A 22,246-nucleotide genomic window follows, 5' to 3' on the forward strand; every position below is an offset into this window, starting at 1 on the left:
AGCAAATATCTCTAACGAACTGGCAAGGTCTGGTAGACTTGCCGACGAGTTGTCCCCAGTTACGTGGGACTGCTTTACAATCACCAGATGGGGATTTAACGGATGAAACTGAAAAACACCTTGGGCTTGGCAATCGGTACTATCGTTGCCGCCACTTCTTTCGGCGCGCTGGCTCAAGGCCAAGGCGCAGTCGAAATCGAAGGCTTTGCCAAAAAAGAATATTACGATAGCGATCGTAACTTCAAAAACGACGGCAACCTGTTCGGCGGTTCCGTTGGTTACTTCCTGACTGACGACGTTGAATTGCGTCTGGGCTACGACGAAGTTCACAACGTTCGTAGCGACAGCGGCAAGAACATCAAGGGCGCCAACACTGCTCTGGACGCTCTGTACCACTTCAACAACCCGGGCGACATGCTGCGTCCATACCTGTCTGCCGGTTTCTCTGACCAGAGCATTGGCCAGGACGCTCGCAACGGCCGTGACGGTTCCACCTTCGCCAACATCGGCGGCGGCGCCAAGCTGTACTTCACTGACAACTTCTATGCCCGTGCAGGCGTTGAAGCTCAGTACAACATCGACCAAGGCAACACCGAGTGGGCGCCAAGCGTCGGTATCGGCGTTAACTTCGGTGGCGGCAGCAAGAAAGTTGAAGCAGCACCAGCTCCAGTAGCTGAAGTGTGCTCCGACAGCGACAACGATGGCGTGTGCGACAACGTTGACAAGTGCCCAGACACCCCTGCAAACGTGACTGTTGACGCTGATGGCTGCCCAGCCGTTGCTGAAGTCGTTCGCGTTGAGCTGGACGTCAAGTTCGATTTCGACAAATCCGTAGTCAAGCCTAGCAGCTACGGCGACATCAAGAACCTGGCTGACTTCATGCAGCAGTACCCACAAACCTCCACCACTGTTGAAGGTCACACTGACTCCGTCGGTCCTGACGCTTACAACCAGAAACTGTCCGAGCGTCGTGCAAACGCCGTTAAGCAAGTTCTGGTCAACCAGTATGGCGTTGGTGCTAGCCGCGTAAACTCGGTTGGTTACGGCGAATCCCGTCCAGTTGCTGACAACGCAACTGAGTCTGGCCGTGCAGTTAACCGTCGCGTAGAAGCAGAAGTAGAAGCTCAAGCTAAGTAATTAGCCGCTTGTACTGAAAAGCCCGGCTTATGCCGGGCTTTTCTTTGTCTGCGATTTGAGGGTGGTAGCGCTTGCTGACAGGTAGGCAATAAACCTTGAATTCAGCCGACTTGTCGGTGCAGATTGTCCAGTACGTCTTGTGCCGTGACGTTTTCGCTGCCCGCAGCCACTGCGCCTATGACCAGAATCGCCGGGCTCTTAAGTTCAAATGCCGTTGCGTCACGCTGCATCGTCGCCAAGGTGCTGCGGCATTCACGTTGCCAGGGCAGTGATGCGTTCTCGATCATCGCCACCGGCATGTCTTCACGCATCCCGCCTGCCAACAGGTTTTCGCGGATGTCCGGCAGCTTTGCCACGCCCATGTACACCACCAACGTGGTTCCACTTTGCGCCAACGCCTGCCAGTTGAGGCTGCTGTCGTCCTGCGTGTGGGCGGTGACCAGCGTTACGCCACGGCTGATGCCACGTAAGGTCAGCGAAATGCCACATTGGGTGGCACCCGCCAGGCCCGCGGTGATGCCATTGACCAGCTCAACGTCGACGCCACGCGCTTGCAACCACTCGGCTTCTTCGCCGCCACGGCCGAAGATGCACGGATCGCCACCCTTGAGGCGTACTACGCATTTGCCCTGACGGACGTAGCGCAGCATCAAGCGATGGATGAAGGCCTGTGGCGTGGAGCGGCAACCGCCTCGTTTGCCAACCGGAATAATCCGGGCTGCAGGGCAGTGCTCAAGCACGGCGGTGTTGACCAGATCGTCGATCAGCACCACATCGGCGTCACGCAAGGCTCGCACGGCCTTGAGGGTCAGCAATTCGGGATCACCCGGGCCTGCGCCCACCAGCCACACTTTTGAGCTCATGCTGTGTTCCTCATTCAGTGACCATTACGGTGTTGATCAGTCTTTTTATTTCAGGGACGCAAGAACCGCACTGTGTACCGCAGCCCAATCGTTTTTTGAGTTGGTTAAGGTCCAGTCCGCTGTCGATGCCTTTCATCACAGCGCTCTGGCTGACGTTCATGCAGTTGCACAGGATTGTGTCGCGCGTTCCGGATCCGTCTCTGCCCGGCTCTTGACTCAATGGCGCAAGGAGCCAGCGGCGCAGTGGTGGTTCTACGCGTTCTTCAAGCCAGAGCGCCTGGAGCCAGTGCTGGGCCGCCGTTTCACCCGCAAGACGAATGGCGGTGATGCGGCCGTTATCGATGCGTACCCGCTTGCCGATGGCGCGTTTGGGGTCGTCGTAAGCCATGACTGGCCCTTCACCCACGCCCAGCAGCGTATCGATTTCATTCAGAAGGCTTTGGGGCGGAGCGCCAGCATGAGCGGCACGAACCACCAGTGCCGGGCGCTCACGACCAACCAGGCCAAGGCTCAGGAAGGTGAAGGTCTCGCACGCGAGCCGCAGGCGTTCCCATTGTTGTTGCACATTGCCCTCGACCAGTGCGAAGAACTGCCAAGACAAGTTGGCTTTTTCAATCCTGACGCCGGAATGCTTGAGTTCCGGTTGTTTGGAAATCGGGTCGAGCGCCGGTTGCGTCAGCACGTTTACGCCGCCCTTGAGAAAGCGGTCGCCCCAGTGCATGGGCAGAAAGGCCTGACCGGGGCACACGCTTTCATCGCTGCTCACTGGCAGATACAGTTCGCCGCGACGGCTGATCAGCTTGATCACATCGCCCGCCTGCACACCATGCAATTGCAGATCCTGAGGATGCAGACCCAACACCGCTTCGCTGACATGGCCAAACAGGCGTGCGGCAGTGCCGGTGCGGCTCATGCCATGCCACTGGTCTCGCAGGCGACCGGTGTTCAGTGTCAGGGGAAACTCGGCATCACGCAGCTCCTTGGCGGCGCTGTAGGGCTCACTCAGAAACTGCGCGCGTCCCGACGCGGTGGGAAAAATGCCGTCGGTGTACAGGCGAGTCGTACCCCCGCGTGCGCCTTGGGGGAATGGCCACTGCTGCGGGCCCTGACGGTCGATCAACGCACGATCGATGCCGGACATGTCCAGATCGCGTCCTGTCGTCAGGCCTTTGAATTCATCGAACAGCGCTGCGGGCGTGTTGAAATCGAACAACGCTGGGGCTTCGGGTTGCAAACGCTGTTGCAGCCGTTGCGCGAAGTCTACGGTGATCGCCCAGTCCGGACGTGCCTGGCCAGGTGCTTGAACGGCCTTGCGCACGTTTGAAAGGCGTCGTTCCGAGTTGGTGACAGTGCCTTCCTTTTCACCCCAACTGGCGGCGGGCAGCAGCAGGTCGGCAAAGCGCGCCGTTTCCGTGGTCTTGAAAGCCTCCTGCAACACCACGAATGGACAGGTTTTAAGAGCCGCCCGGACTCTGTTCTGATCGGGTAATGACTGCGCGGGGTTGGTGCAGGCAATCCACAGCGCCTTGATCGTGCCGCTCTGCAACTGCTCGAACAACTCGATGGCAGACAGGCCGGGGTTCGCGGGTAACTGATCGACGCCCCAGTATTGCGCCACTTCGGCGCGATGCTCGGGGTTGGCGGCTTCGCGATGACCGGGGAGCAAATTGGACAGGCTGCCGGTTTCGCGGCCACCCATTGCATTGGGCTGACCTGTCAGCGAAAAAGGCCCGGCACCGGCTCGACCGATCTGGCCGGTGGCAAGGTGAATATTGATCAGGGCGCTGTTCTTGGCGCTGCCTGAGGTGGACTGGTTCAGCCCCATGCACCACAGCGACAGAAAACCTGGCGATGCGCCAATCCACCGGGCACAGGTCAACAGTTCCTCGACGCCAATGCCGCACAGCTGCGCGGCGGTTTCTGGCGGGTAATCACGCACCAGCGTTTCAAGCGCCTCGTAACCCTGTGTATGGGCTGCGATGAAGGCCGTGTCCACAAGGCCCTGATTCATCAGAACGTGCAGGATGCCGTGAAACAGGGCCACGTCGGTGCCCGGCTGAATCGCCAGATGCAGATCGGCCAGCTCGCAGGTATCGGTGCGCCGAGGGTCTATGACGATGAGCTTCATCTGGGGCCGACGGCTTTTGGCGTCTTCCAGGCGACGGAACAGAATCGGATGGGCGTAGGCCATGTTGCTGCCGACAATCATCACGCAGTCGCTCAGTTCGATGTCTTCATAGCTGCAGGGCGGTGCGTCGGCCCCAAGGCTGCGTTTGTAGCCTGCAACGGCCGACGACATGCACAACCGCGAATTGCTGTCGATGTTGTTGGTGCCGATCAGGGCGCGGGCCAGCTTGTTGAACGCGTAGTAATCCTCTGTCAGCAACTGGCCTGAAATGTAGAACGCCACGCTGTCGGGGCCGTGTTCACGGATGCTGTCGGCGAATACATTGGCAGCGTGTTCCAGTGCGGTGTCCCAATCGGTGACGCTGCGGGCCAGGCCTTTGCTCAGGCGCAACTCCGGGTACAGCGCGCGCGCGTCGAGGTCGCCGGTCAGGTGCAGGCTCGAACCCTTGCTGCACAATTTGCCGAAATTGGCCGGGTGGTGCGGATCACCGCTGACGCCCAGGATGTTCTGCCCGTCATGTTCGATCAGTACGCCACAGCCCACGCCGCAATAACAGCAGGTGGAGGCGGTGACTTGAGTGGGAGGGAGGGCCAGGCTGGTCATGCGCAGGCCGCCTCGATTGGCGCGGGTTCGCCGAACATCAGGTGATTACGAATGGCATCGATACCTTGGCCGTCACGAATCTGCTTCAAGTACCAGTTGCCATCGGCGGTGTCGCCATACAGACAGGCGCCCACCAGTACGTCGTTTTTGATCACCAGTTTCTTGTACACCCCACTAATAGGGTCTGACAGCGTGATGCTTTCCGTACCTTCGCCGCCCAGAAAATCGCCAGCAGAGAACAGATCGATGCCGGTAACCTTGAGTTTGGTCGATGTCACCGAGCCCGGATAACGGGCAAAACCCAGCTGCGCGAGATGGTTGGCGCAGACCCTGGCCTGTTCGAACAGCGGGGCGACCAGGCCGTAGGCGATGCCTCGATGGCTCACGCATTCGCCGATGGCATAAATGCGTGGGTCATAAGTTTGCAGCGTGTCATTGACCAGAATGCCCCGGCTGCAGGGCAGGCCGGCCTGTTCGGCCAGTTCGGTGTTGGGGCGAATGCCAGCCGCCATCACCACCAGATCGGCAGCGATGACGTCGCCGTTCTTGAAACGCACCGCTTGCACGCGACCTAGGTCGTCGCCCAGCAAGGCTTCGGTCTGCTCGTTGAGGCGAAAACTCAAGCCGCGTTGTTCGAGCGCGGCCTGGAGCATCAGACCGCTGGTTTTGTCCAGTTGGCGCTCCAACAGGGTTTGCCCGTTATGCACGACGGTGACTTGCATGCCGCGCATGCTCAGACCATTGGCCGCCTCCAGACCCAACAGCCCGCCACCGATGACCACTGCGCGTTTGTGTGTGGCCGCAGTGTCGATCATTTCCCGGGTGTGGCCGATGTCGCGATAGCCGATCACCCCATTCAGCGTATTGCCGGGGATCGGCAGAATGAAGGGGCTCGAACCGGTGGCGATCAGCAGGCGGTCGTAATGGGCTTCGGTGCCATCGTCGGCAAGCACCAGACGCTTGATGCGATCGATCTTGACCACGCGCCGATTGAGCAGCAACTGGATACCATTGTTTTCGTACCAGGCAAGGTCGTTGAGGACGATCTCTTCGAACGTCTGTTCGCCCGCCAGCACTGGCGACAGCAGAATCCGGTTGTAGTTGGGGTGTGGCTCGGCGCCGAACACGGTGATGTCGTAAAGGTCTTCGCTCAATGTGAGCAACTCTTCAAGTGTGCGCACCCCGGCCATGCCGTTGCCAATCATCACCAGTTTGAGTTTTTTCATCGTGCCTCCGAGTCACCATCAGGGTGCGCTCGACAAATTGCGCGCAAACAAAAAAGGCGTCCCGTCAGTTGCCTGACAGGGACGCCTTTGTCCGGTCCCGTTCTCTCGGGAAGCGCTGCCTTCATCGTTGAGGGCGGCGCGTTATGAAACTGCTGAGAGGGATCATGCAGTGGTTGTGCCAACTTGGCTCAAGCCGTGAATGCGGGGTTCGATGCTGGAAACCAGGGGCGTGCCTGCACTGCCTTGAGGCATGTCGCACAGAAGCGGGGCGGCCGTCTCGATCATGCTCTGCTTAGGCGTGGCGCCCTTGAGCCAGTGCGTATTGCAGATTCAGTGAGCCGAGCGACCGACTCGCTGCGCGCAACGGCGAAACGTCAATGACGGCTCATCAGCCAGACCAGCCCCACCAGATTGATCAGCAGTGACACCAGCGCCAGCGTGCGCCAGACCTTCAGCGGTTCACGCTCCAGCAGCGGACGGGGGCGCGCCGCGACCGGACGCTGTTCGGCTTGTTCCAGTTCCAGCAACCACTGCTCGGCCGTTTCATAACGTTGGGCCGGGTTGGCCTGCACGGCCTTGTCCAGGCTCAGGCTCAGCCAGAGCGGTAAATCCGGGCGATAGCGGCTGGCTGGAATCGGCGTGCCAAAACGGCGATGCTGAAAGGCTTCGATCTCGCCATAGGGATACTGGCCAGTCAGCAGGTAATAAAGGGTGACGCCAACGGCGTATAAATCCTGTTGCGGGTCGGGCTCGGCGCCGTTGAAAGCCTCTGGTGCAATGTAGCTCGGCGTGCCCGGCAAATCCTCCGTATTGGTCGCAGACAGACCGGGGCAGAACGCCACACCGAAATCCAGCAGACGCAACTCGCCGTCGTCACCCAGCAGCAGGTTCTCAGGCTTGATGTCGCGATGAACGATGTTGCGCCGGTGCAGCAAGCCCGTGGCCCGCAGCAGACGCGTCGCCAGATCCTGCCACTGCGCCAACGGCAGCGGACCGCTCAAGGTGAAGAGGTGGGCGAGTGTGCGACCGGCATATTCGCGCATCGCGTAATACAGGTGCTGACGCTCGGGCAGCGGGTGGATTTCCGGGAAATGGCGCCCAGCAACTCGGCGCAGAAACCACTCCTCCAGCAAAAGACACTGGCCTGCGCCCGATTCGTCATGCCGTGATGTTGGCAATGTCTTGAGCAGCCAAGGCAGCCCGTGGGCATCGTGAGCGCGGTACAGGATGGATTGGCGAGACTGGGCCACCACGTTGCCAATGCTCCAGCCTTCGAAGCGCTGGCCGGGTTTGAGGGCAGGCGGTAGCGGCCATTGTTGTAACTGCAAAAGGGCATCGCCCAGGTCGTCCGCGCCCAGGCTGTCGACCTGGATCAGCAGGGCGCTGGCATTGTCCTGACCGCCTGCCAGGTGGGCCGCACTGACCAAGGTTTTGACTGCCGAATCGAGGTCGTCCTGTTCGGTGAGGATCGACCGAATGCTGGCATCGCCCAGTGTCGCCCAGACCCCGTCGCTGACCAGCAGCAAACGTTCGCCTTCACTCAGTTCGCCTTCCAGATAGTCCATGACCACGTACTGATCCAGCCCCAGCGCACGTTTGAGCACGTGCTGCATGTCGGCCTGTTCCCAGACGTGATCTTCACTGATGCGGCTCAGCTTGCCGCTTTGCCAGCGATAGGCGCGACAATCGCCCACGTGGGCAAGGGTGAAACGTCTGCCGCGTAGCACCAGCGCACTCAGGGTAGTGAGCAGACCGTTGGCCAGCAGCCAGCGGTTCTGCGCGAGCAACAGACGATCCAGGGACTGCGCCACCCCCCAGGTTTCCGGCGTGGCGTAGTAGTCCAGTGCCAGGGCTTGCAGGGTCGACTGCGCAGCCAGCGCGCCATCGGCACACTGGCTGACCCCGTCGGCCAAGGCAAAGAGATACCCTTTGCTGGCTGCCAGTGACGCAACCGGGGTTACCAGGCGCATGGCGTCCTGATTTTCCGGTCGCGGACCGCTGGCGCTGAATTCGGCAAAACGCAGTGTCAGCGTCATGGGTCATCAGACCCGTGCAGCGGTCACGGCGGCCGAACCCCAAGTGGTTCTCCAGCGGCGTTTAACGTTCATCAAGCCGAACCAGGCCAGCACGGCCAGGCTTGCAAACAGCCATAGCCCAAGCTGGTAATCACCCGTGTTCTGCTTGATGCTGCCCAGGCCTGCAGCCAGCAGGAAACCCCCGATACCGCCCGCCATGCCGATCAGACCGGTCATGACACCGATCTCCTTGCGAAAGCGTTGTGGGACCAGTTGGAAAACTGCGCCGTTACCGGCACCCAGGCCCAGCATGGCGGCGACGAACAGTGCCAGTGCAGCCCATGAACTGGGCAGGTTGAAGCCGACTGCGGCGATGCCAATGGCGGCGACCGCGTACATGACGGTCAGCGTGCGGATGCCGCCGAAACGGTCAGCCAGCGCACCGCCCAACGGGCGCATCAGGCTGCCGCCGAACACGCAGGCCGCCGTGTAATAACCGGCGGTGATCGGGCTCAGGCCGTACTGGTCGTTGAAATAGCCGGGCAGGGCGCTGGCCAGACCGATGAAACCGCCGAAGGTCACGCTGTAGAAAAACATGAACCACCAGCTGTCCCGATCGCCCAACGCCTTGAGGTAGTCAGCGGTGGATTTGGGTTTGCTGCGTTCCGGGGCGTTGCGCGCCATCAGCGTAAACGCGATCAATGTCAGCATCAGCGGAATCAACGCCAGGCCGAACACATTGCCCCAGCCGAAGCTGGCCGCCAATACCGGCGCGATCAGCGCCGCGAGCACGGTGCCTGAGTTGCCCGCACCGGCGATGCCCATCGCCTTGCCCTGATGCTGCGGCGGATACCACTGCGAGGCCAGTGGCAGTGCAACGGCGAACGATGCGCCCGCCATGCCGAGAAATACGCCCAGCAGCAGAACTTGCCCATAGCTGTGGATGCCCAGTTGCCAGGCGGCCAGCAGAGCGCCGATCACGATCACCTGGCCGATGATGCCGGCCGTCTTGGGCGACAGCTGGTCGGCCAGCAGCCCCATGAAGAAGCGCAGGATTGCACCGGCCAGAATCGGCGTGGCAACCATCAGGCCGCGCTGTTGCGTGGTCAGTTGCAGGTCGGTGGCGATCTGCACCGCCATCGGACCCAGCAGATACCAGACCATGAAGCTCAGGTCGAAGTAGAGAAAGGCTGCGAACAGGGTCGGTCTGTGACCGGCCTTCCAGAAGCTTGTATCCATGTGCACACCTCATCATCTGCCAGTGAGTCAGTCGGGTTCTTGGCCTCGACAGGAAAAATTCCAGACGCTGTGGTGGAGTGTTCCGAATGCTGGCGACTCCACCGACCCCATCACTGGGGCCAAACGCAAAAAACGTCGCCTCTCTGTCCGCGTGAGCGAAAGAGATGAGCGACGTCTTTGTCGTAAGGGGGTGGCAACCGCCGTTGGCTACCTGCCAGGTGATAAAGCAAGAGGCGGGCCAGATTCGGTCTTCCTCGACAGCGTGCGCCAAAAGCCTCACAGAGCGGCATTATGTGCAGGCCGTGGACGTCATCGGCCTGCAGGCCGCGACCTTGAACCGAGCACCGCCTGCAAGGGGCGCCGCAAAAAAGTGCAGGTTCACCGGCCTCGGCTGGAGTCGAGTGAGGCCTGCGCATGTTGGGGTTTCAGGTGGAGTGCGATATAAACCAAACGTTCGTTCCACTAACAAACGCCACTATTAAGTTCGTTTAATTAAAGCACAATGACAGTGTTTTGATGCCTTGGAATGACGGGTCTAATGCTGAACGAAATCAAATATTAATAATGGTTCATGTATCTTTTTAAAATTAGAGTGTCGCTTAAGGGGGGTAATATTTAATTTACTTTCCGGCGTGTCTCTGACACGATCCTTCTCGTCGTGCAGAACACGGCACCTATCGACAGGGTAATCCCTGTGCAATAAGCACCTTTCATAAAGTGGCTGATTGCAATCAACGGGCGACACATCATCGTGTCGCTGCATTGTTTTTTCTACAGTCTCGGTCACGTCGCAGTGTCAGTCGCTGCCGTGACAGCAGACATGTTAAAGCGCACTTCAGCGATGTAATAAGTTTGCATGCTGCCTTGTCTTCATCTACGCGTCGGCTTTGTCCGTCGCCAATAAAGGACATCAACATGAGTAACGTCACTTACAAGCCTACTGTGTGGACCCGCGCGGATGCGCTCAAGGTCAACGAAAACGATCCGACCACCACTCAGCCTCTGGTCAGTCCCGACTTTCCGGTGATGAGTGATACCGTCTTCATCTGGGACACCATGCCCCTGCGCCAGCTGGACGGCACGGTGGTGTCAGTCAACGGCTGGTCGGTCATTCTGACGCTCACGGCTGATCGACACCCGAATGATCCCCAGTATCTGGGGGCCAATGGCCGCTATGACATCAAGCGTGACTGGGAAGACCGTCACGGCCGGGCGCGCATGTGCTACTGGTATTCGCGTACCGGCAAGGACTGGATCTTCGGCGGTCGGGTCATGGCCGAAGGTGTCTCGCCGACGACGCGCGAATGGGCCGGTACGCCGATCCTGCTCAACGACAAGGGCGAAATCGATCTGTATTACACCTGCGTGACGCCAGGTGCGGCCATTGCCAAAGTCCGCGGCCGTGTCGTGACATCCGACAGCGGCGTGATACTGACGGACTTTACGGAAGTTAAAACACTGTTCGAGGCTGACGGTACTTATTATCAGACCGAAGCCCAGAACTCGACCTGGAACTTTCGTGATCCCAGTCCGTTCATTGATCCCCATGATGGCAAGTTGTACATGGTGTTTGAAGGTAATGTGGCAGGCGAGCGCGGTTCGCATACAGTGGGCGCCACTGAGCTGGGGCATGTACCGCCGGGTCATGAAGAAATAGGCGGTGCCAGATTTCAGGTGGGCTGTATTGGGTTGGCGGTTGCCAAGGATCTTAATGGCGATGAATGGGATATCCTGCCGCCGTTAGTGACGGCGGTCGGTGTTAATGATCAGACTGAACGCCCGCATTATGTGTTTCAGGATAATAAGTATTACTTGTTTACCATCAGTCACAAGTTTACCTATGCCGACGGTATAACCGGTCCCGATGGCGTATACGGGTTTGTCAGTGAACAGTTGTTTGGCCCGTACCGCCCCATGAATGCATCAGGTCTGGTGCTCGGGAATCCGCCTTCGCAGCCTTTTCAGACCTACTCGCACTGCGTGATGCCCAACGGGCTGGTGACCTCGTTCATCGACAGCGTACCGACCACGGGGCAGGACTTCCGCATCGGCGGCACCGAAGCGCCGACGGTGAAGATCCTCTTGCAGGGGGATCGCTCATTCGTTCAGGAGTCGTATGACTATGGCTACATACCGGCGATGAAGGACGTGGTGCTGACTCAGTAGGCAGACCCACGCACGGCGGCGTTGGAAGGCCCACCACGGGTTTGACGTAACGCTGCCGTGCAGCAAATACCGGGCGCGGCGCTCCCACAAACCCTCCAATGGGTTACAGGTTATTTGACAAGAGGCGGCTTGCCGGCGATGCAGTCGACGCGGTGTGTCAGAAGACAAGGTGTCATCCTTCATCGCTGGCAAGCGCGCTCCCACCAAATGCGCTTCGCCCATTCAGCCCAGCATTTCGCTCATCGCGATGATCTGCTCAGCCACCTGAATCAACTTCTGCTGCCGGCTCATGGCCTGGCGTCGCATCAGGGTGTAAGCCTCTTCTTCGTTACAGTCCTTGAGCTTCATAAGCAGTCCCTTTGCCAATTCGATCCGTTTGCGTTCGGCCAGTTGCTGGTCGCGGGCGTGCAACTGTGCGCGTAACGCCTGGTCGCTTTCGAAGCGGGCCATCGCTACGTCCAGGATCGGCTGCAGGCGCTGGGCCTGAATGCCTTCGACAATGTAGGCGCTGACACCGGACTTGATGGCCTGGCGCATGACGCCAGGGTCGTGCTCGTCGGTGAACATCACGATAGGACGGGGTTGGTCGCGACTGACCAGCACCACCTGCTCCATGACATCGCGGCCCGGCGACTCGGTGTCGATGAGGATGACGTCGGGACGCACGGCGTCGACGCGTGACGGCAGGTCGATAACGAAACCGGATTCATCGATCACCTCGAAACCGGCTTCGATCAGCGCGGTTCTCAGACGACCGACTTTCTTTGCCGTGTCATTGATCAGCAGGATACGCAGCATGGTCACGTTCTCCTTCAATGACGGGCGGCAACGGGGGCGGTATCGGCCCATGCGTTGAGCGTGAAGCTGCGTGCATAGGCGGCCGGATCGCTGCCGTCCCAGACCTTGCCGTCGATCAACTGGCTGCTGCGCAAGGTGGCGCTCGGTACATCGATCCCCAACACCTCAGCGGCCTGACCATACAGCTCAAGTTGCTGGACGCGGCCGGCAACGGCCAGGTAATCGGGATCTTCGCGCAGCAGTCCCCACCGACGAAACTGGGTCATGAACCACATGCCGTCGGACAACCAGGGGTAGTTGACCCGGCCTTGACCATGAAAGCTCACCGCATGGTGGTCTTCCCAGTGATTGCCAAGGCCATCGCTGTACTGCCCGAGCAGACGCGGCTCGATGCAGTCCAGTGGCGTGTCCAGGTAGTCCGCGCCGCTGAGCAGCTGTGCGGTGCTGCGTCGATTGTGCTCGCTCTGTTCGATGAAGCGGCTGGCTTCCAGTACGGCCATGACCAGCGCCCTGGCGGTATTGGGGTTCTGTTCGACGAATTCTCGGGTGCAACCCAGCACCTTGCCAGGATGGTCGGGCCAGATCGCCTGGCTGGTGGCCATGCTGAAGCCCAGTTGCTGATTGACTGCACTGGCAGCCCAGGGCTCGCCCACGCAGAAGCCGTCGATGCGGCCCGCCTGGAGGTGCTGAACCATTTGCGGCGGTGGCACGACTACGCTGTTCACGTCGTCCAGAGGATGAATGCCCTGGCTTGCGAGCCAGTAATACAGCCACATGGCGTGGTTGCCGGTGGGGAAGGTCTGGGCGAAGGTCAGTTTCGGACCGCTTTGGTGCACCCGTTTGTCCAGTGCCTCAGGAGTGATCACGCCACGCTCCTGTAAACCCCGTGACAAGTTGATGCACTGACCGTTCTGGTTGAGCCCCATCAGAATGGCCATGTCCTTGCTCGGTCCTCCGCCAATGCCCAGTTCGACGGCGTAAATCATGCCATAAAGGCTATGAGCGGCCTGCAATTGCCCGCTGACCAGTTTGTCGCGCAAGCCTGCCCACGAGGATTGGCGCTTGAGGTTCAGGGTCAGGCCGTAAGGCTGGGCAAATCCCTGGGTAGCTGCGACCACCAGCGAGGCGCAGTCGGTCAGGGCCATGAAGCCCAGGTCCAGGCTGTTCATTTCAGGGGCATCGCTGCCGGTTACCCAGTCCAGCGCATTGCTTGTGCGTTCGTTCATTGCGCTTGCTTCATCAAGGACATCCATAAAAAAGGCGTCGTCCAGCCGTTGCAAGGTGCAAGAGCCGGATCGACGCCATTGTCCAGGCGCAGCGCCGTCGTTGGCGCGAGTGCCGATAACGGTTTCAAGCAAGGCATATGCCAGCGTCCAGCGGCGCAGGGTAACAAGTTTGTCGCACGCCTCGCGCGCAGAGCCCTCACACGGCTATAATCGCGCCCCTGAATTCAGCTGCTCATGAGCTTAGCCCTCCCATGTATAACCTGGCCCGCCAGTTACTGTTCAAGCTTTCCCCGGAAACCTCCCACGACCTGTCGCTGGACCTGATCGGTGCTGGCGGGCGGCTGGGCCTCAATGGTCTGCTGAACAAGGCACCGGCGAAGGTGCCAGTCACGGTCATGGGCCTGGAATTTCCCAATCCCGTCGGCCTGGCGGCCGGTCTGGACAAGAACGGCGCGGCCATCGACGGCTTTGCGCAACTGGGTTTTGGCTTCGTCGAGATCGGCACCGTCACGCCTCGTCCGCAGCCGGGCAACCCCAAGCCACGGATTTTCCGCCTGCCGGACGCCGAAGCGATCATCAACCGGATGGGCTTCAACAATCTGGGCGTCGATAATCTGGTCAGTCGTGTCCAGGCCGCGAAATACAAGGGCATCCTGGGCATCAATATCGGCAAGAATGCCGACACGCCGGTCGAGCGTGCAGTGGACGACTACCTGATCTGCCTGGATAAGGTGTACGCCCATGCCAGCTATGTGACCGTCAACGTCAGCTCGCCCAATACACCGGGCTTGCGAAGCCTACAGTTCGGCGATTCGCTCAAGCAACTGCTGGAGGCCCTGAGTCTGCGTCAGCAGGCACTCACCCAGCTTCATGGCAAGCGTGTGCCACTGGCGATCAAGATCGCCCCGGACATGACCGACGAAGAAACCGTGCTGGTGGCCGCTGCGTTGATCGAGTCCGGCATGGATGCGGTCATCGCCACCAATACCACCCTGAGCCGCGAAGGCGTCGAAGGCCTTCCTCACGCTGACGAGGCGGGCGGTCTGTCGGGCGCACCGGTTCGTGAGAAGAGCACCCACACGGTGAAGATCCTGGCTGGCGAGCTGGCGGGGCGTATGCCGATCATTGCCGCAGGTGGAATTACCAAAGGGCGTCACGCTGCCGAGAAAATCGCTGCGGGTGCCAGTCTGGTGCAGATCTACTCAGGCTTCATTTACAAGGGGCCGCCACTGATTCGCGAGTCTGTGGATGCGATTGCGGCGATGCCGCGTCGGCAAGTCTGAATCGCAGGCAAAAAAAGGGGCTCTTGAAGAGCCCCTGGGCTTTTGGCCCGCCGCCCGGATGGGACGTGCATGGTATGGATGTAGAAGGTCAGTCAATAAAACTGTGATGGACTGGTCGGGTGCTGTATCTCCAGAAGCGCCTTATCCGACCGCGTGAAGTTCGTTGAGTCTGTGGATTCCCGCAGTGCCGGTCATACCGTCCCAGTTGTCGCCGCGTCCTTCTCGCCAACCATTGATCCATGCCTGGCGTACTGACGGTAGAGTAAATGGGCAAAGCTCACGGGATTTACCATGAACGCCGTACTGATATCCGCGTAAAAATGCTCTTTCCAACGGATCACGCTTAAGTCTTCTCATAGGGTATTGCCCTCGTCTGTTGACTGTAATGTCCCTGAGACCTCATGGTGAGGTCGGGCAGAAATGTCTGCCGTTGGTGCCCGCTGCCGGCGTCGCGGGCCTTGGTGTCATAACCATTGCAGTGATGACCTGAGGTGATTTCTAACCAAAGCGCTGGATGCTGTGAATGATCGTTTTGTCATAAGGACGTCACATTTAGGTCTGTCGAGCGATAAGCAAGGTTGGGTTTCAACACCGCTTTTTGACGCGAGCCTTTTGACGCGCGGGTTTGAGCCCTGATTGAAAGCGCGTCTCAGGTGCAGATGATGGCTGAATGCTTTAAGCCTTTATTCGACGAAGGGTCGAAATGTGACTTTTTATTGCCCACTTCGTCGGGTTGAATGAGCCTTCCTCATATATGAAAGCTATGTATGGAAGGGTATGGATTGAAAACTGCCGCACCGATATCGCCTTGGCAACAAGACAGCTTCATGCGGCGGACCGGCACATTCAACGTGCCATGCAGGCGTTCTCCAAGAAAGACGCCTGTTTAAAATCTGGTCGGGCAATGCGTTGCCCGCCACTGACGGCTCAGGCCTTGGAATATACATGTCGGATCGTTACGAACTTTTCCTCACTTGCCCCAAAGGCCTCGAGGGGCTGCTGGCCGAGGAGGCCACGGCACTTGGCCTTGAGGACACCCGCGAACATACGTCGGCCATTCGCGGCTCCGCCGACATGGAAACCGCCTACCGGCTGTGCCTGTGGTCCCGGCTGGCCAACCGCGTGCTGCTGGTGCTCAAGCGCTTCCCGATGAAGGACGCCGAAGACCTGTATCACGGCGTGCTTGACGTGGAATGGCACGATCATCTTGAATCGGATGGCACCATCGCCGTTGAGTTCAGCGGCCACGGTTCGGGCATCGACAACACCCACTTCGGTGCGCTGAAGGTCAAGGATGCGATTGTCGACAAGCTGCGTACTCCCGATGGCGAGCGTCCTTCGGTCGACAAGATCAATCCCGACCTGCGCGTGCACCTGCGCCTGGACCGTGGCGAAGCGATTCTGTCCCTGGACCTGTCCGGACACAGCCTGCACCAGCGTGGCTATCGTCTGCAGCAGGGTGCTGCTCCCCTGAAGGAAAACCTCGCTGCCGCCATTCTGGTGCGTGCCGGCTGGCCGCGTATCGCCGCCGAGGGTGGCGCGCTGGCGGACCCGATGTGCGGTGTGGGGACTTTTCTGGTGGAAGCAGGCCTGATCGCCGCCGACATCGCGCCCAACATCAAGCGTGAACGCTGGGGTTTCTCTGCCTGGCTGGGCCACGTGCCAGCCTTGTGGCGCAAGCTGCATGACGAGGCGCTGGCCCGGGCCGAGGCCGGTCTTGCCAAACCACCGCTGTGGATTCGGGGCTATGAAGCCGACCCGCGCCTGATTCAGCCTGCCCGCAACAACATCGAGCGTGCGGGGCTGAGCGACTGGATCAAGGTCTATCAGGGCGAAGTGGCGACGTTCGAGCCGCGCCCGGACCAGAACCAGAAGGGCCTGGTTATCTGCAACCCGCCATATGGCGAGCGTCTCGGTGACGAAGCCAGCCTGTTGTATCTCTACCAGAACCTGGGCGAGCGCCTGCGTCAGTCCTGCCTGAACTGGGAAGCAGCGGTGTTCACCGGCGCGCCGGATCTGGGCAAGCGCATGGGTATTCGCAGCCACAAACAGTATTCGTTCTGGAACGGCGCATTGCCGTGCAAGCTGCTGCTGATCAAAGTGCTGCCGGATCAATTCGTCACTGGCGAGCGCCGCACCCCGGAGCAGCGTCAGATCGAGCGTGACACGCCCGTGGAAGCCGAGGTTGAAGTCGAGAAGAAATTCAACAAGAACGGCAACCCGATCAAGCCTGCTCCGGTGGTGGTCGAGCAGCCGCGCTTGAGTGAAGGCGGGCAGATGTTTGCCAACCGCCTGCAGAAAAACCTCAAGCTGATGGGCAAGTGGGTGCGCCGCGAGGGCATTGACTGCTACCGCGTGTATGACGCCGACATGCCTGAATATTCGATGGCCATCGACCTGTACCACGACTGGGTTCATGTGCAGGAATACGCTGCGCCCAAATCCATCGACCCGGAGAAAGCCTCGGCCCGCCTGTTCGATGCTCTGGCCGCGATTCCTCAGGCGCTGAGCATCGACAAGAGCCGCGTGGTGATCAAGCGCCGCGAGCGTCAGAGCGGCACGCGTCAGTACGAACGCCAGAGCACGCAAGGTCAGTTTCTGGAAGTGAACGAAGGGGGCGTCAAGTTGCTGGTCAACTTGACCGACTACCTGGACACCGGCCTGTTCCTCGATCACCGCCCGATGCGTATGCGTATTCAGCGTGAGGCCGCCGGCAAGCGCTTCCTCAACCTGTTCGCCTATACGGCAACGGCCAGTGTGCATGCGGCAAATGGCGGGGCGCGCAGCACCACCAGCGTCGACCTGTCGCGTACGTATCTGGACTGGGCGCGTCGTAACCTGTCGCTCAACGGTTTTTCCGACAAGAACCGTCTGGAACAGAGCGATGTCATGGCCTGGCTGCAGGCTTGTCGTGACGAGTACGACCTGATCTTCATCGATCCGCCGACCTTCTCCAACTCCAAGCGCATGGAAGGGGTATTCGATGTGCAACGCGATCAGGTGGAGTTGATCGACCTGGCAATGGCGCGTCTGGCACCAGGTGGCGTGTTGTATTTCTCTAACAACTTCCGCAAGTTCGTGCTCGATGAAAACCTCGGCCAGCGCTACACGGTGGAAGAGATCACGGCGCAGACCATCGACCAGGACTTTGCGCGCAACAGCAAGATCCACCGAGCCTGGAAAATCACCGCCCGCGCCTGATAATGGGTTTGATGAGCGAATCTGTGCGTTGCTTGCGCAGGTTCGTTCATCCTCCACTAGGCAAATTACTGGCGAATAGCTATAACCAATGCACAGCCAGCGTGGCGCGATACCCTGTTGGCGTCATGAGTTGTGTCTATGACGGCGAAACGGTTCAGGCTCAGGGTACTGGGCTTCATCAGCGAGCAGGTTTCAGCGTGGCTGGTCGCAGTGCTGACGTTTCTGGTCGGTGCTGCACTGACGGTCATCCTGACGCTGGTTGACCGCGAGGCGTATCAGCACCAGTTGCACCAGCGCTTCGACATTCTGGCCAGCGAGCGCTTCAGTCGTATTCAGGAGCGCCTTGACCGTCAGGTCACCCGGCTGGGCACCATCCGCCGTTTCTTTCTCTATTCCCGTGATGTAACGCGTGCTGATTATGTCGGCTTCGTGGAGCCGTTGCTGATCGGTACGCAGGCGTATGGCTGGAACCCCAGGGTGACCCAGGCCGAGCGGGCTGCGTTCGAAGCCGGGGTTCGTCAGGACGGGGTGCCAGACTTTGCGATCCGCGAACTGGATGGCAGCGGTAAGCTCTCAGTCGCACCGGTGCGCGAGGAATACTTTCCCGTTTTGTACATTGAGTCGGTTAGTGAGTACCCAGTGCCACTGGGCTTCGATATTCGCTCCGAACCAGTGCGCCAACAAGCGCTGGAACGCGCACGGCTGCTGGGCCGTATCACCGCCACACCGCGTATCAGGCTGCTGGCGCTGGATCCATCGGACACCCGAGGCGTGTTACTAATGGCGCCGGTGTTCTCAAGCACTGATACGCCAGGCGAGAAGGCTGAGCTCAAAGGCATGCTGACGGCAGTGATCGCGCTCTCTGAGTTGATGAACGTTGGCTCGCCCGAGCGCGACAACCTGGCGGTCACCTTGACTGACTTGAACGCTCAGCCTGAGCCTGAACGTGTCTATCAGTCTGCCGCCGCTGCGGTATCCGATGAGCTGTACCAGAGCACCCTGTTCAGTTTCGGGGATCGCGACTACCTGTTTGAGGTTCGTCCTACCGACGTGTTTCAGTCCGGCAACCAGCCAACGTCCAGCATCGTGCTGTGGCTGGGCGGGTTGTTGAGCCTGATGCTCAGTGCGTTGCTTTACAGCCTGATCAGCCAACGCCAGCGTGCGCTGGCACGGGTGGAGCAGCGCACCCGGGAGCTGCGGGTGCGCGAACAGCAGTTGAGTGTTGCCAATGGTCAGCTACGCAATATCCTGAATGCCGCGACTGAAGTGGCGATCATTGCCATTGACCTTAACGGCATCATCAACACTTTCAATGTGGGCGCGCAGCGCATGCTCGGTTATTCGGACCAGGAGGTGCTGGGTATTTTCAGCCTCGGCGATTTTCTGCCGTCTGCGCCTGCATCGTCCCTTGTCGAAGGTATCGACGAGGCTCAGGTCCTGCAGGAGATGCTGGTCGCCGCCACCCGGGAAGGAAGCCATCCCGCACGAGAACTGACCTTCCAGCGGCGCAACGGCAGCACACTTGTCATCAACATGCTGGTCACTGCCATGCGCGACGATCAGGGGCGATGGAACGGTTGCCTGGCGGTCTGTACCGACATGACGGAGCATCGACGGGTGCATGGCGCGCTGGAGGCTCAGGGAGAGCTGCTTAAGAAGCTCGGCTCGCAGGTGCCAGGTGGCATCTATCAGTACCAGCTGGATACCGACGGCAGCTCGCGATTCAGGTATGTCAGTGTGGGCATGTGCGAGTTGTTCGAGCTGGACGAGCCACAGTTGCTCATCGACGCCGACATTCTTCTGCAACGGATTCATCCTATGGACCTTGCCCGAATCAAAAGCTCGATCATCCCCAGCGCCCAACAGCTGACGCCGTGGCGTGAGGAGTACCGCGTTCAATTGCCGGGCAAAGGACTGCGCTGGCTGCGGGCCGCCTCGACGCCCGAACAACTGGCGGACGGTGCGGTGTTGTGGCACGGCTTCGTGTCCGACATTTCCGACCTCAAGCGGGTCGAGCAGGAGTTGCGGGCGTTGTCCGTCACGGATGTGCTGACCGGCGCCTACAACCGGCGCTACTTTCAGGATCGGTTGCAGGCCGAACTCAAGCGTATTGATCGGCATGGAGGTCGCCTTTCCATCATCATGCTCGATATTGACCACTTCAAGCGCATCAACGACCGGTTTGGGCACGGCGTGGGTGATGACGTGCTCAAGGCGTTCTCGCGGCGAATCACGCATCGGCTGCGCACCGATGACGTGTTCTGTCGGTTGGGTGGCGAAGAGTTCATGGTGCTGTGTCCCGGAACCCAGAGCGAGCAGGCGTACTTGCTGGCGTTGAGTCTTCGCGAAGAATTGAGCAAGCAGGATTTCGAAGCGGTAGGCCGCGTCACAGCCAGCTTTGGAATTGCCAGTTGGCGAGAAGGCGAGGGGGTCGATGGCATGCTGCTGCGCGCCGATTCGGGTGTTTACGCGGCCAAGCAGGCAGGTCGGGATAGGGTGGAGCCGGAGCAGGTCTGACGCCTGTCAGGGCTGCTCCGTGTCGACTTCCGATGGCCGTGTCAGGGCTGCTGGATCGATACCGTGGTGTTGGTCACCTTAGGCTGGCGATAGAGGTCGACCAGCACTTCATCGAGCACCGACGAAGCGCCGAACGGGCGCGGATCATTGAGGATCGCCACGACCGCCCACGTGTTGCCGTTGCTGTCGCGACTGAAACCCGCAATGGCCCGCACGGTATTCAACGTGCCGGTCTTGATGTGCGCTTCACCCAATAGTGGCGTGCGTTTTAGGCGCTTGCGCATGGTGCCGTCGAGCCCGGCCAGCGGCATGGAACTCATGAACTCGGCCGCATAGGGGCTGCGCCATGCCGCTTGCAGAATGACCGCCATCTCACGTGCACTGACGCGTTCCGCTCTGGACAGACCCGAACCGTTTTCCATCACAAGGTGCGGTGCAGTGATCCCTTTTTTCGCCAGCCAGCCGCGAATCACCCGTTGCGCAGCCTTGGCGTCGTCGCCGTCGGCATCACTGCGGAACTCTTCACCCAGGCTGAGAAACAGCTGCTGCGCCATCGTGTTGTTGCTGTACTTGTTGATGTCGCGAATGACTTCGACCAGATCCGGGGAAAAAGCCTTGGCCAGCAGCTTGGCACTGGAAGGCACGACGTCGACCCGGTTCTTGCCTTGAATGGTGCCACCCAGTTCCTGCCAGATGGCGCGCACGGCACCGGCTGCATAGGTTGGGTGATCCAGCAGTGAAAGGTAGGTCTGGGAGTTACAGCCGTTGCCCAGTTGGCCAGTTACCGTCACGTTGACGCTGCCGTCGGGCTGGGTGACCGGGTTGTAGCGCACGTCGCCGGTGCACTGCTTGGAGGCAACGGCCTTGACTTGATTGTCGATACGAATCGTGGCGATGGGCGGCTCTACCGAAACCAGAATGCGGCCGTCGTCATTGCGGGTGACAAAGCGCAATGCCTTGAGGTTGACCATCAGCGAGTCGGGCTTGACCAGAAACGGCTTGTTATCGTCGTTGCCATCGTCATTGAACGCCGGCAATTGCGGCTGCACGAAATGACTGCGGTCCAGCACCAGATCGCCCGTCACTTGCTGCACGCCGTTGGCGCGCAGGTCGCGCATCAACAGCCAGAGCTTTTCCATGTTCAGCTTGGGGTCGCCGCCGCCCTTGAGGTACAGGTTGCCCCGCAGCACGCCATTGCTCAGGGTGCCGTCGGTAAAGAATTCGGTTTTCCACTGGTGGGTAGGCCCGAGGATTTCCAGCGCGGCATAGGTCGTGATCAGCTTCATGGTCGAAGCAGGGTTGACCGACACGTCAGCGTTGAACACCGTTGGAGTGCCCGGGCCATTGAGTGGCAGCATCACCAGCGAGAGTGCGTCATCGCCAAGCTTGCTGGCCCTGAGCGCCTGTTGAACCTTGGGGGAGAGGGTGGTGTTGATGACGGCCGCGTTGGCAGCGAAGGCCAGAGGCAAGAGCAAGGAAGCAATCAGAAGAGGGCGGAACGACTTGATCATGAATAAACCCTACTGCAAAAGGGGAAACAAAAAAGAGGGCATGGATGAATTCCCTCGGTAATTCTGGATGACGACAGGTAACTACGGATACCCGGTAACAACTATAGTGAACGCGTGAAAAATGAAGATTGAATGTGCAGCGTTTTCGTAGTGCCCGCAGGCGACGCCTTCAACTGGCGGCATTATGCCCCAAGCAGAGGGTGCATGTGAGGAGGCAATGGTCATGGAAACGCTATTTTTTTAGCGAAGTGCTCCGTATGTCAGCCAAGCGGTCGAACATGGCCTGTCACTTTCAATTCTCGGGCTTTTACATTGATGAACTGGTAAAGTGCC

General features: G+C 59.6%; 13 protein-coding genes and 1 pseudogene. 5 read left to right on the top strand and 9 right to left on the bottom strand.

The genetic code is table 11. The annotated features are described in order from the left end of the window. Positions 1-102 precede the first annotated feature (102 nt). A complete protein-coding gene (locus ALP40_RS04160) occupies positions 103-1,137 on the top strand; it encodes an OmpA family protein (protein WP_122207012.1) in 1,035 nt (344 codons plus the stop codon). Positions 1,138-1,238: 101 nt separating this feature from the next. Here the strand turns inward: ALP40_RS04160 and cobA are convergent, their stop codons facing one another. The 5 genes and pseudogenes from cobA to ALP40_RS04185 all read right to left on the bottom strand — a co-directional run bounded on the left by cobA (position 1,239) and on the right by ALP40_RS04185 (position 9,211). Then, positions 1,239-2,000, bottom strand: coding sequence for a uroporphyrinogen-III C-methyltransferase (gene cobA / locus ALP40_RS04165; protein WP_122207013.1), 762 nt, complete (start codon positions 1,998-2,000; stop codon positions 1,239-1,241). A 10-nt stretch (positions 2,001-2,010) separates the two neighbouring features. Further along, entirely contained in the window at positions 2,011-4,731 is a 2,721-nt protein-coding gene (locus tag ALP40_RS04170) for a nitrate reductase (protein WP_122207014.1), read from the bottom strand. A gap of 20 nt (positions 4,732-4,751) precedes the next feature. Continuing rightward, positions 4,752-5,957, bottom strand: a pseudogene (locus ALP40_RS04175) (NAD(P)/FAD-dependent oxidoreductase); the annotation flags it as partial. A 374-nt stretch (positions 5,958-6,331) separates the two neighbouring features. Further along, the gene (locus ALP40_RS04180; RefSeq protein ID WP_122207016.1) at positions 6,332-7,993 is read right to left on the bottom strand and encodes a bifunctional protein-serine/threonine kinase/phosphatase; all 1,662 of its coding nucleotides are present in this window, start codon (positions 7,991-7,993) and stop codon (positions 6,332-6,334) included. 6 nt (positions 7,994-7,999) lie between these two features. After that, entirely contained in the window at positions 8,000-9,211 is a 1,212-nt protein-coding gene (locus ALP40_RS04185; RefSeq protein WP_122207017.1) for a NarK/NasA family nitrate transporter, read from the bottom strand. Between the two features lie 915 nt (positions 9,212-10,126). Between ALP40_RS04185 and ALP40_RS04190 the strand changes: the two genes are divergently transcribed. Then, the gene (locus ALP40_RS04190; protein WP_122207018.1) at positions 10,127-11,377 is read left to right on the top strand and encodes a glycoside hydrolase family 68 protein; all 1,251 of its coding nucleotides are present in this window, start codon (positions 10,127-10,129) and stop codon (positions 11,375-11,377) included. 222 nt (positions 11,378-11,599) lie between these two features. Here the strand turns inward: ALP40_RS04190 and ALP40_RS04195 are convergent, their stop codons facing one another. Further along, a complete protein-coding gene (locus ALP40_RS04195; protein ID WP_122207019.1) occupies positions 11,600-12,175 on the bottom strand; it encodes an ANTAR domain-containing response regulator in 576 nt (191 codons plus the stop codon). Positions 12,176-12,189: 14 nt separating this feature from the next. Continuing rightward, a complete protein-coding gene (locus ALP40_RS04200) occupies positions 12,190-13,401 on the bottom strand; it encodes a CmpA/NrtA family ABC transporter substrate-binding protein (protein WP_122207020.1) in 1,212 nt (403 codons plus the stop codon). Between the two features lie 251 nt (positions 13,402-13,652). On the opposite strand from ALP40_RS04200, the gene ALP40_RS04205 reads away from it, so the two are divergent. Continuing rightward, on the top strand, positions 13,653-14,684 hold the full coding sequence (locus ALP40_RS04205; RefSeq protein ID WP_122207021.1) for a quinone-dependent dihydroorotate dehydrogenase: 1,032 nt from the start codon (positions 13,653-13,655) through the stop codon (positions 14,682-14,684). Positions 14,685-14,825: 141 nt separating this feature from the next. Here the strand turns inward: ALP40_RS04205 and rmf are convergent, their stop codons facing one another. Beyond that, on the bottom strand, positions 14,826-15,041 hold the full coding sequence (gene rmf / locus ALP40_RS04210; RefSeq protein WP_002553055.1) for a ribosome modulation factor: 216 nt from the start codon (positions 15,039-15,041) through the stop codon (positions 14,826-14,828). A 588-nt stretch (positions 15,042-15,629) separates the two neighbouring features. On the opposite strand from rmf, the gene rlmKL reads away from it, so the two are divergent. Both rlmKL and ALP40_RS04220 read left to right on the top strand, forming a co-directional pair. Then, a complete protein-coding gene (rlmKL, locus tag ALP40_RS04215; RefSeq protein ID WP_122207022.1) occupies positions 15,630-17,885 on the top strand; it encodes a bifunctional 23S rRNA (guanine(2069)-N(7))-methyltransferase RlmK/23S rRNA (guanine(2445)-N(2))-methyltransferase RlmL in 2,256 nt (751 codons plus the stop codon). Between the two features lie 138 nt (positions 17,886-18,023). Then, complete coding sequence (locus ALP40_RS04220) at positions 18,024-20,402, top strand: diguanylate cyclase (RefSeq protein ID WP_122207023.1); 2,379 nt, start codon at positions 18,024-18,026, stop codon at positions 20,400-20,402. Between the two features lie 41 nt (positions 20,403-20,443). Here ALP40_RS04220 and dacB read toward each other — a convergent pair whose 3' ends face one another. Continuing rightward, positions 20,444-21,913 (bottom strand): D-alanyl-D-alanine carboxypeptidase/D-alanyl-D-alanine-endopeptidase, encoded by a 1,470-nt coding sequence (gene dacB, locus ALP40_RS04225; protein ID WP_122207024.1) that lies wholly within the window; start codon positions 21,911-21,913, stop codon positions 20,444-20,446. Positions 21,914-22,246: the final 333 nt, after the last annotated feature.

Source organism: Pseudomonas viridiflava, assembly GCF_003702045.1.
Classification (GTDB): Bacteria; Pseudomonadota; Gammaproteobacteria; order Pseudomonadales; family Pseudomonadaceae; genus Aquipseudomonas; species Aquipseudomonas viridiflava_C.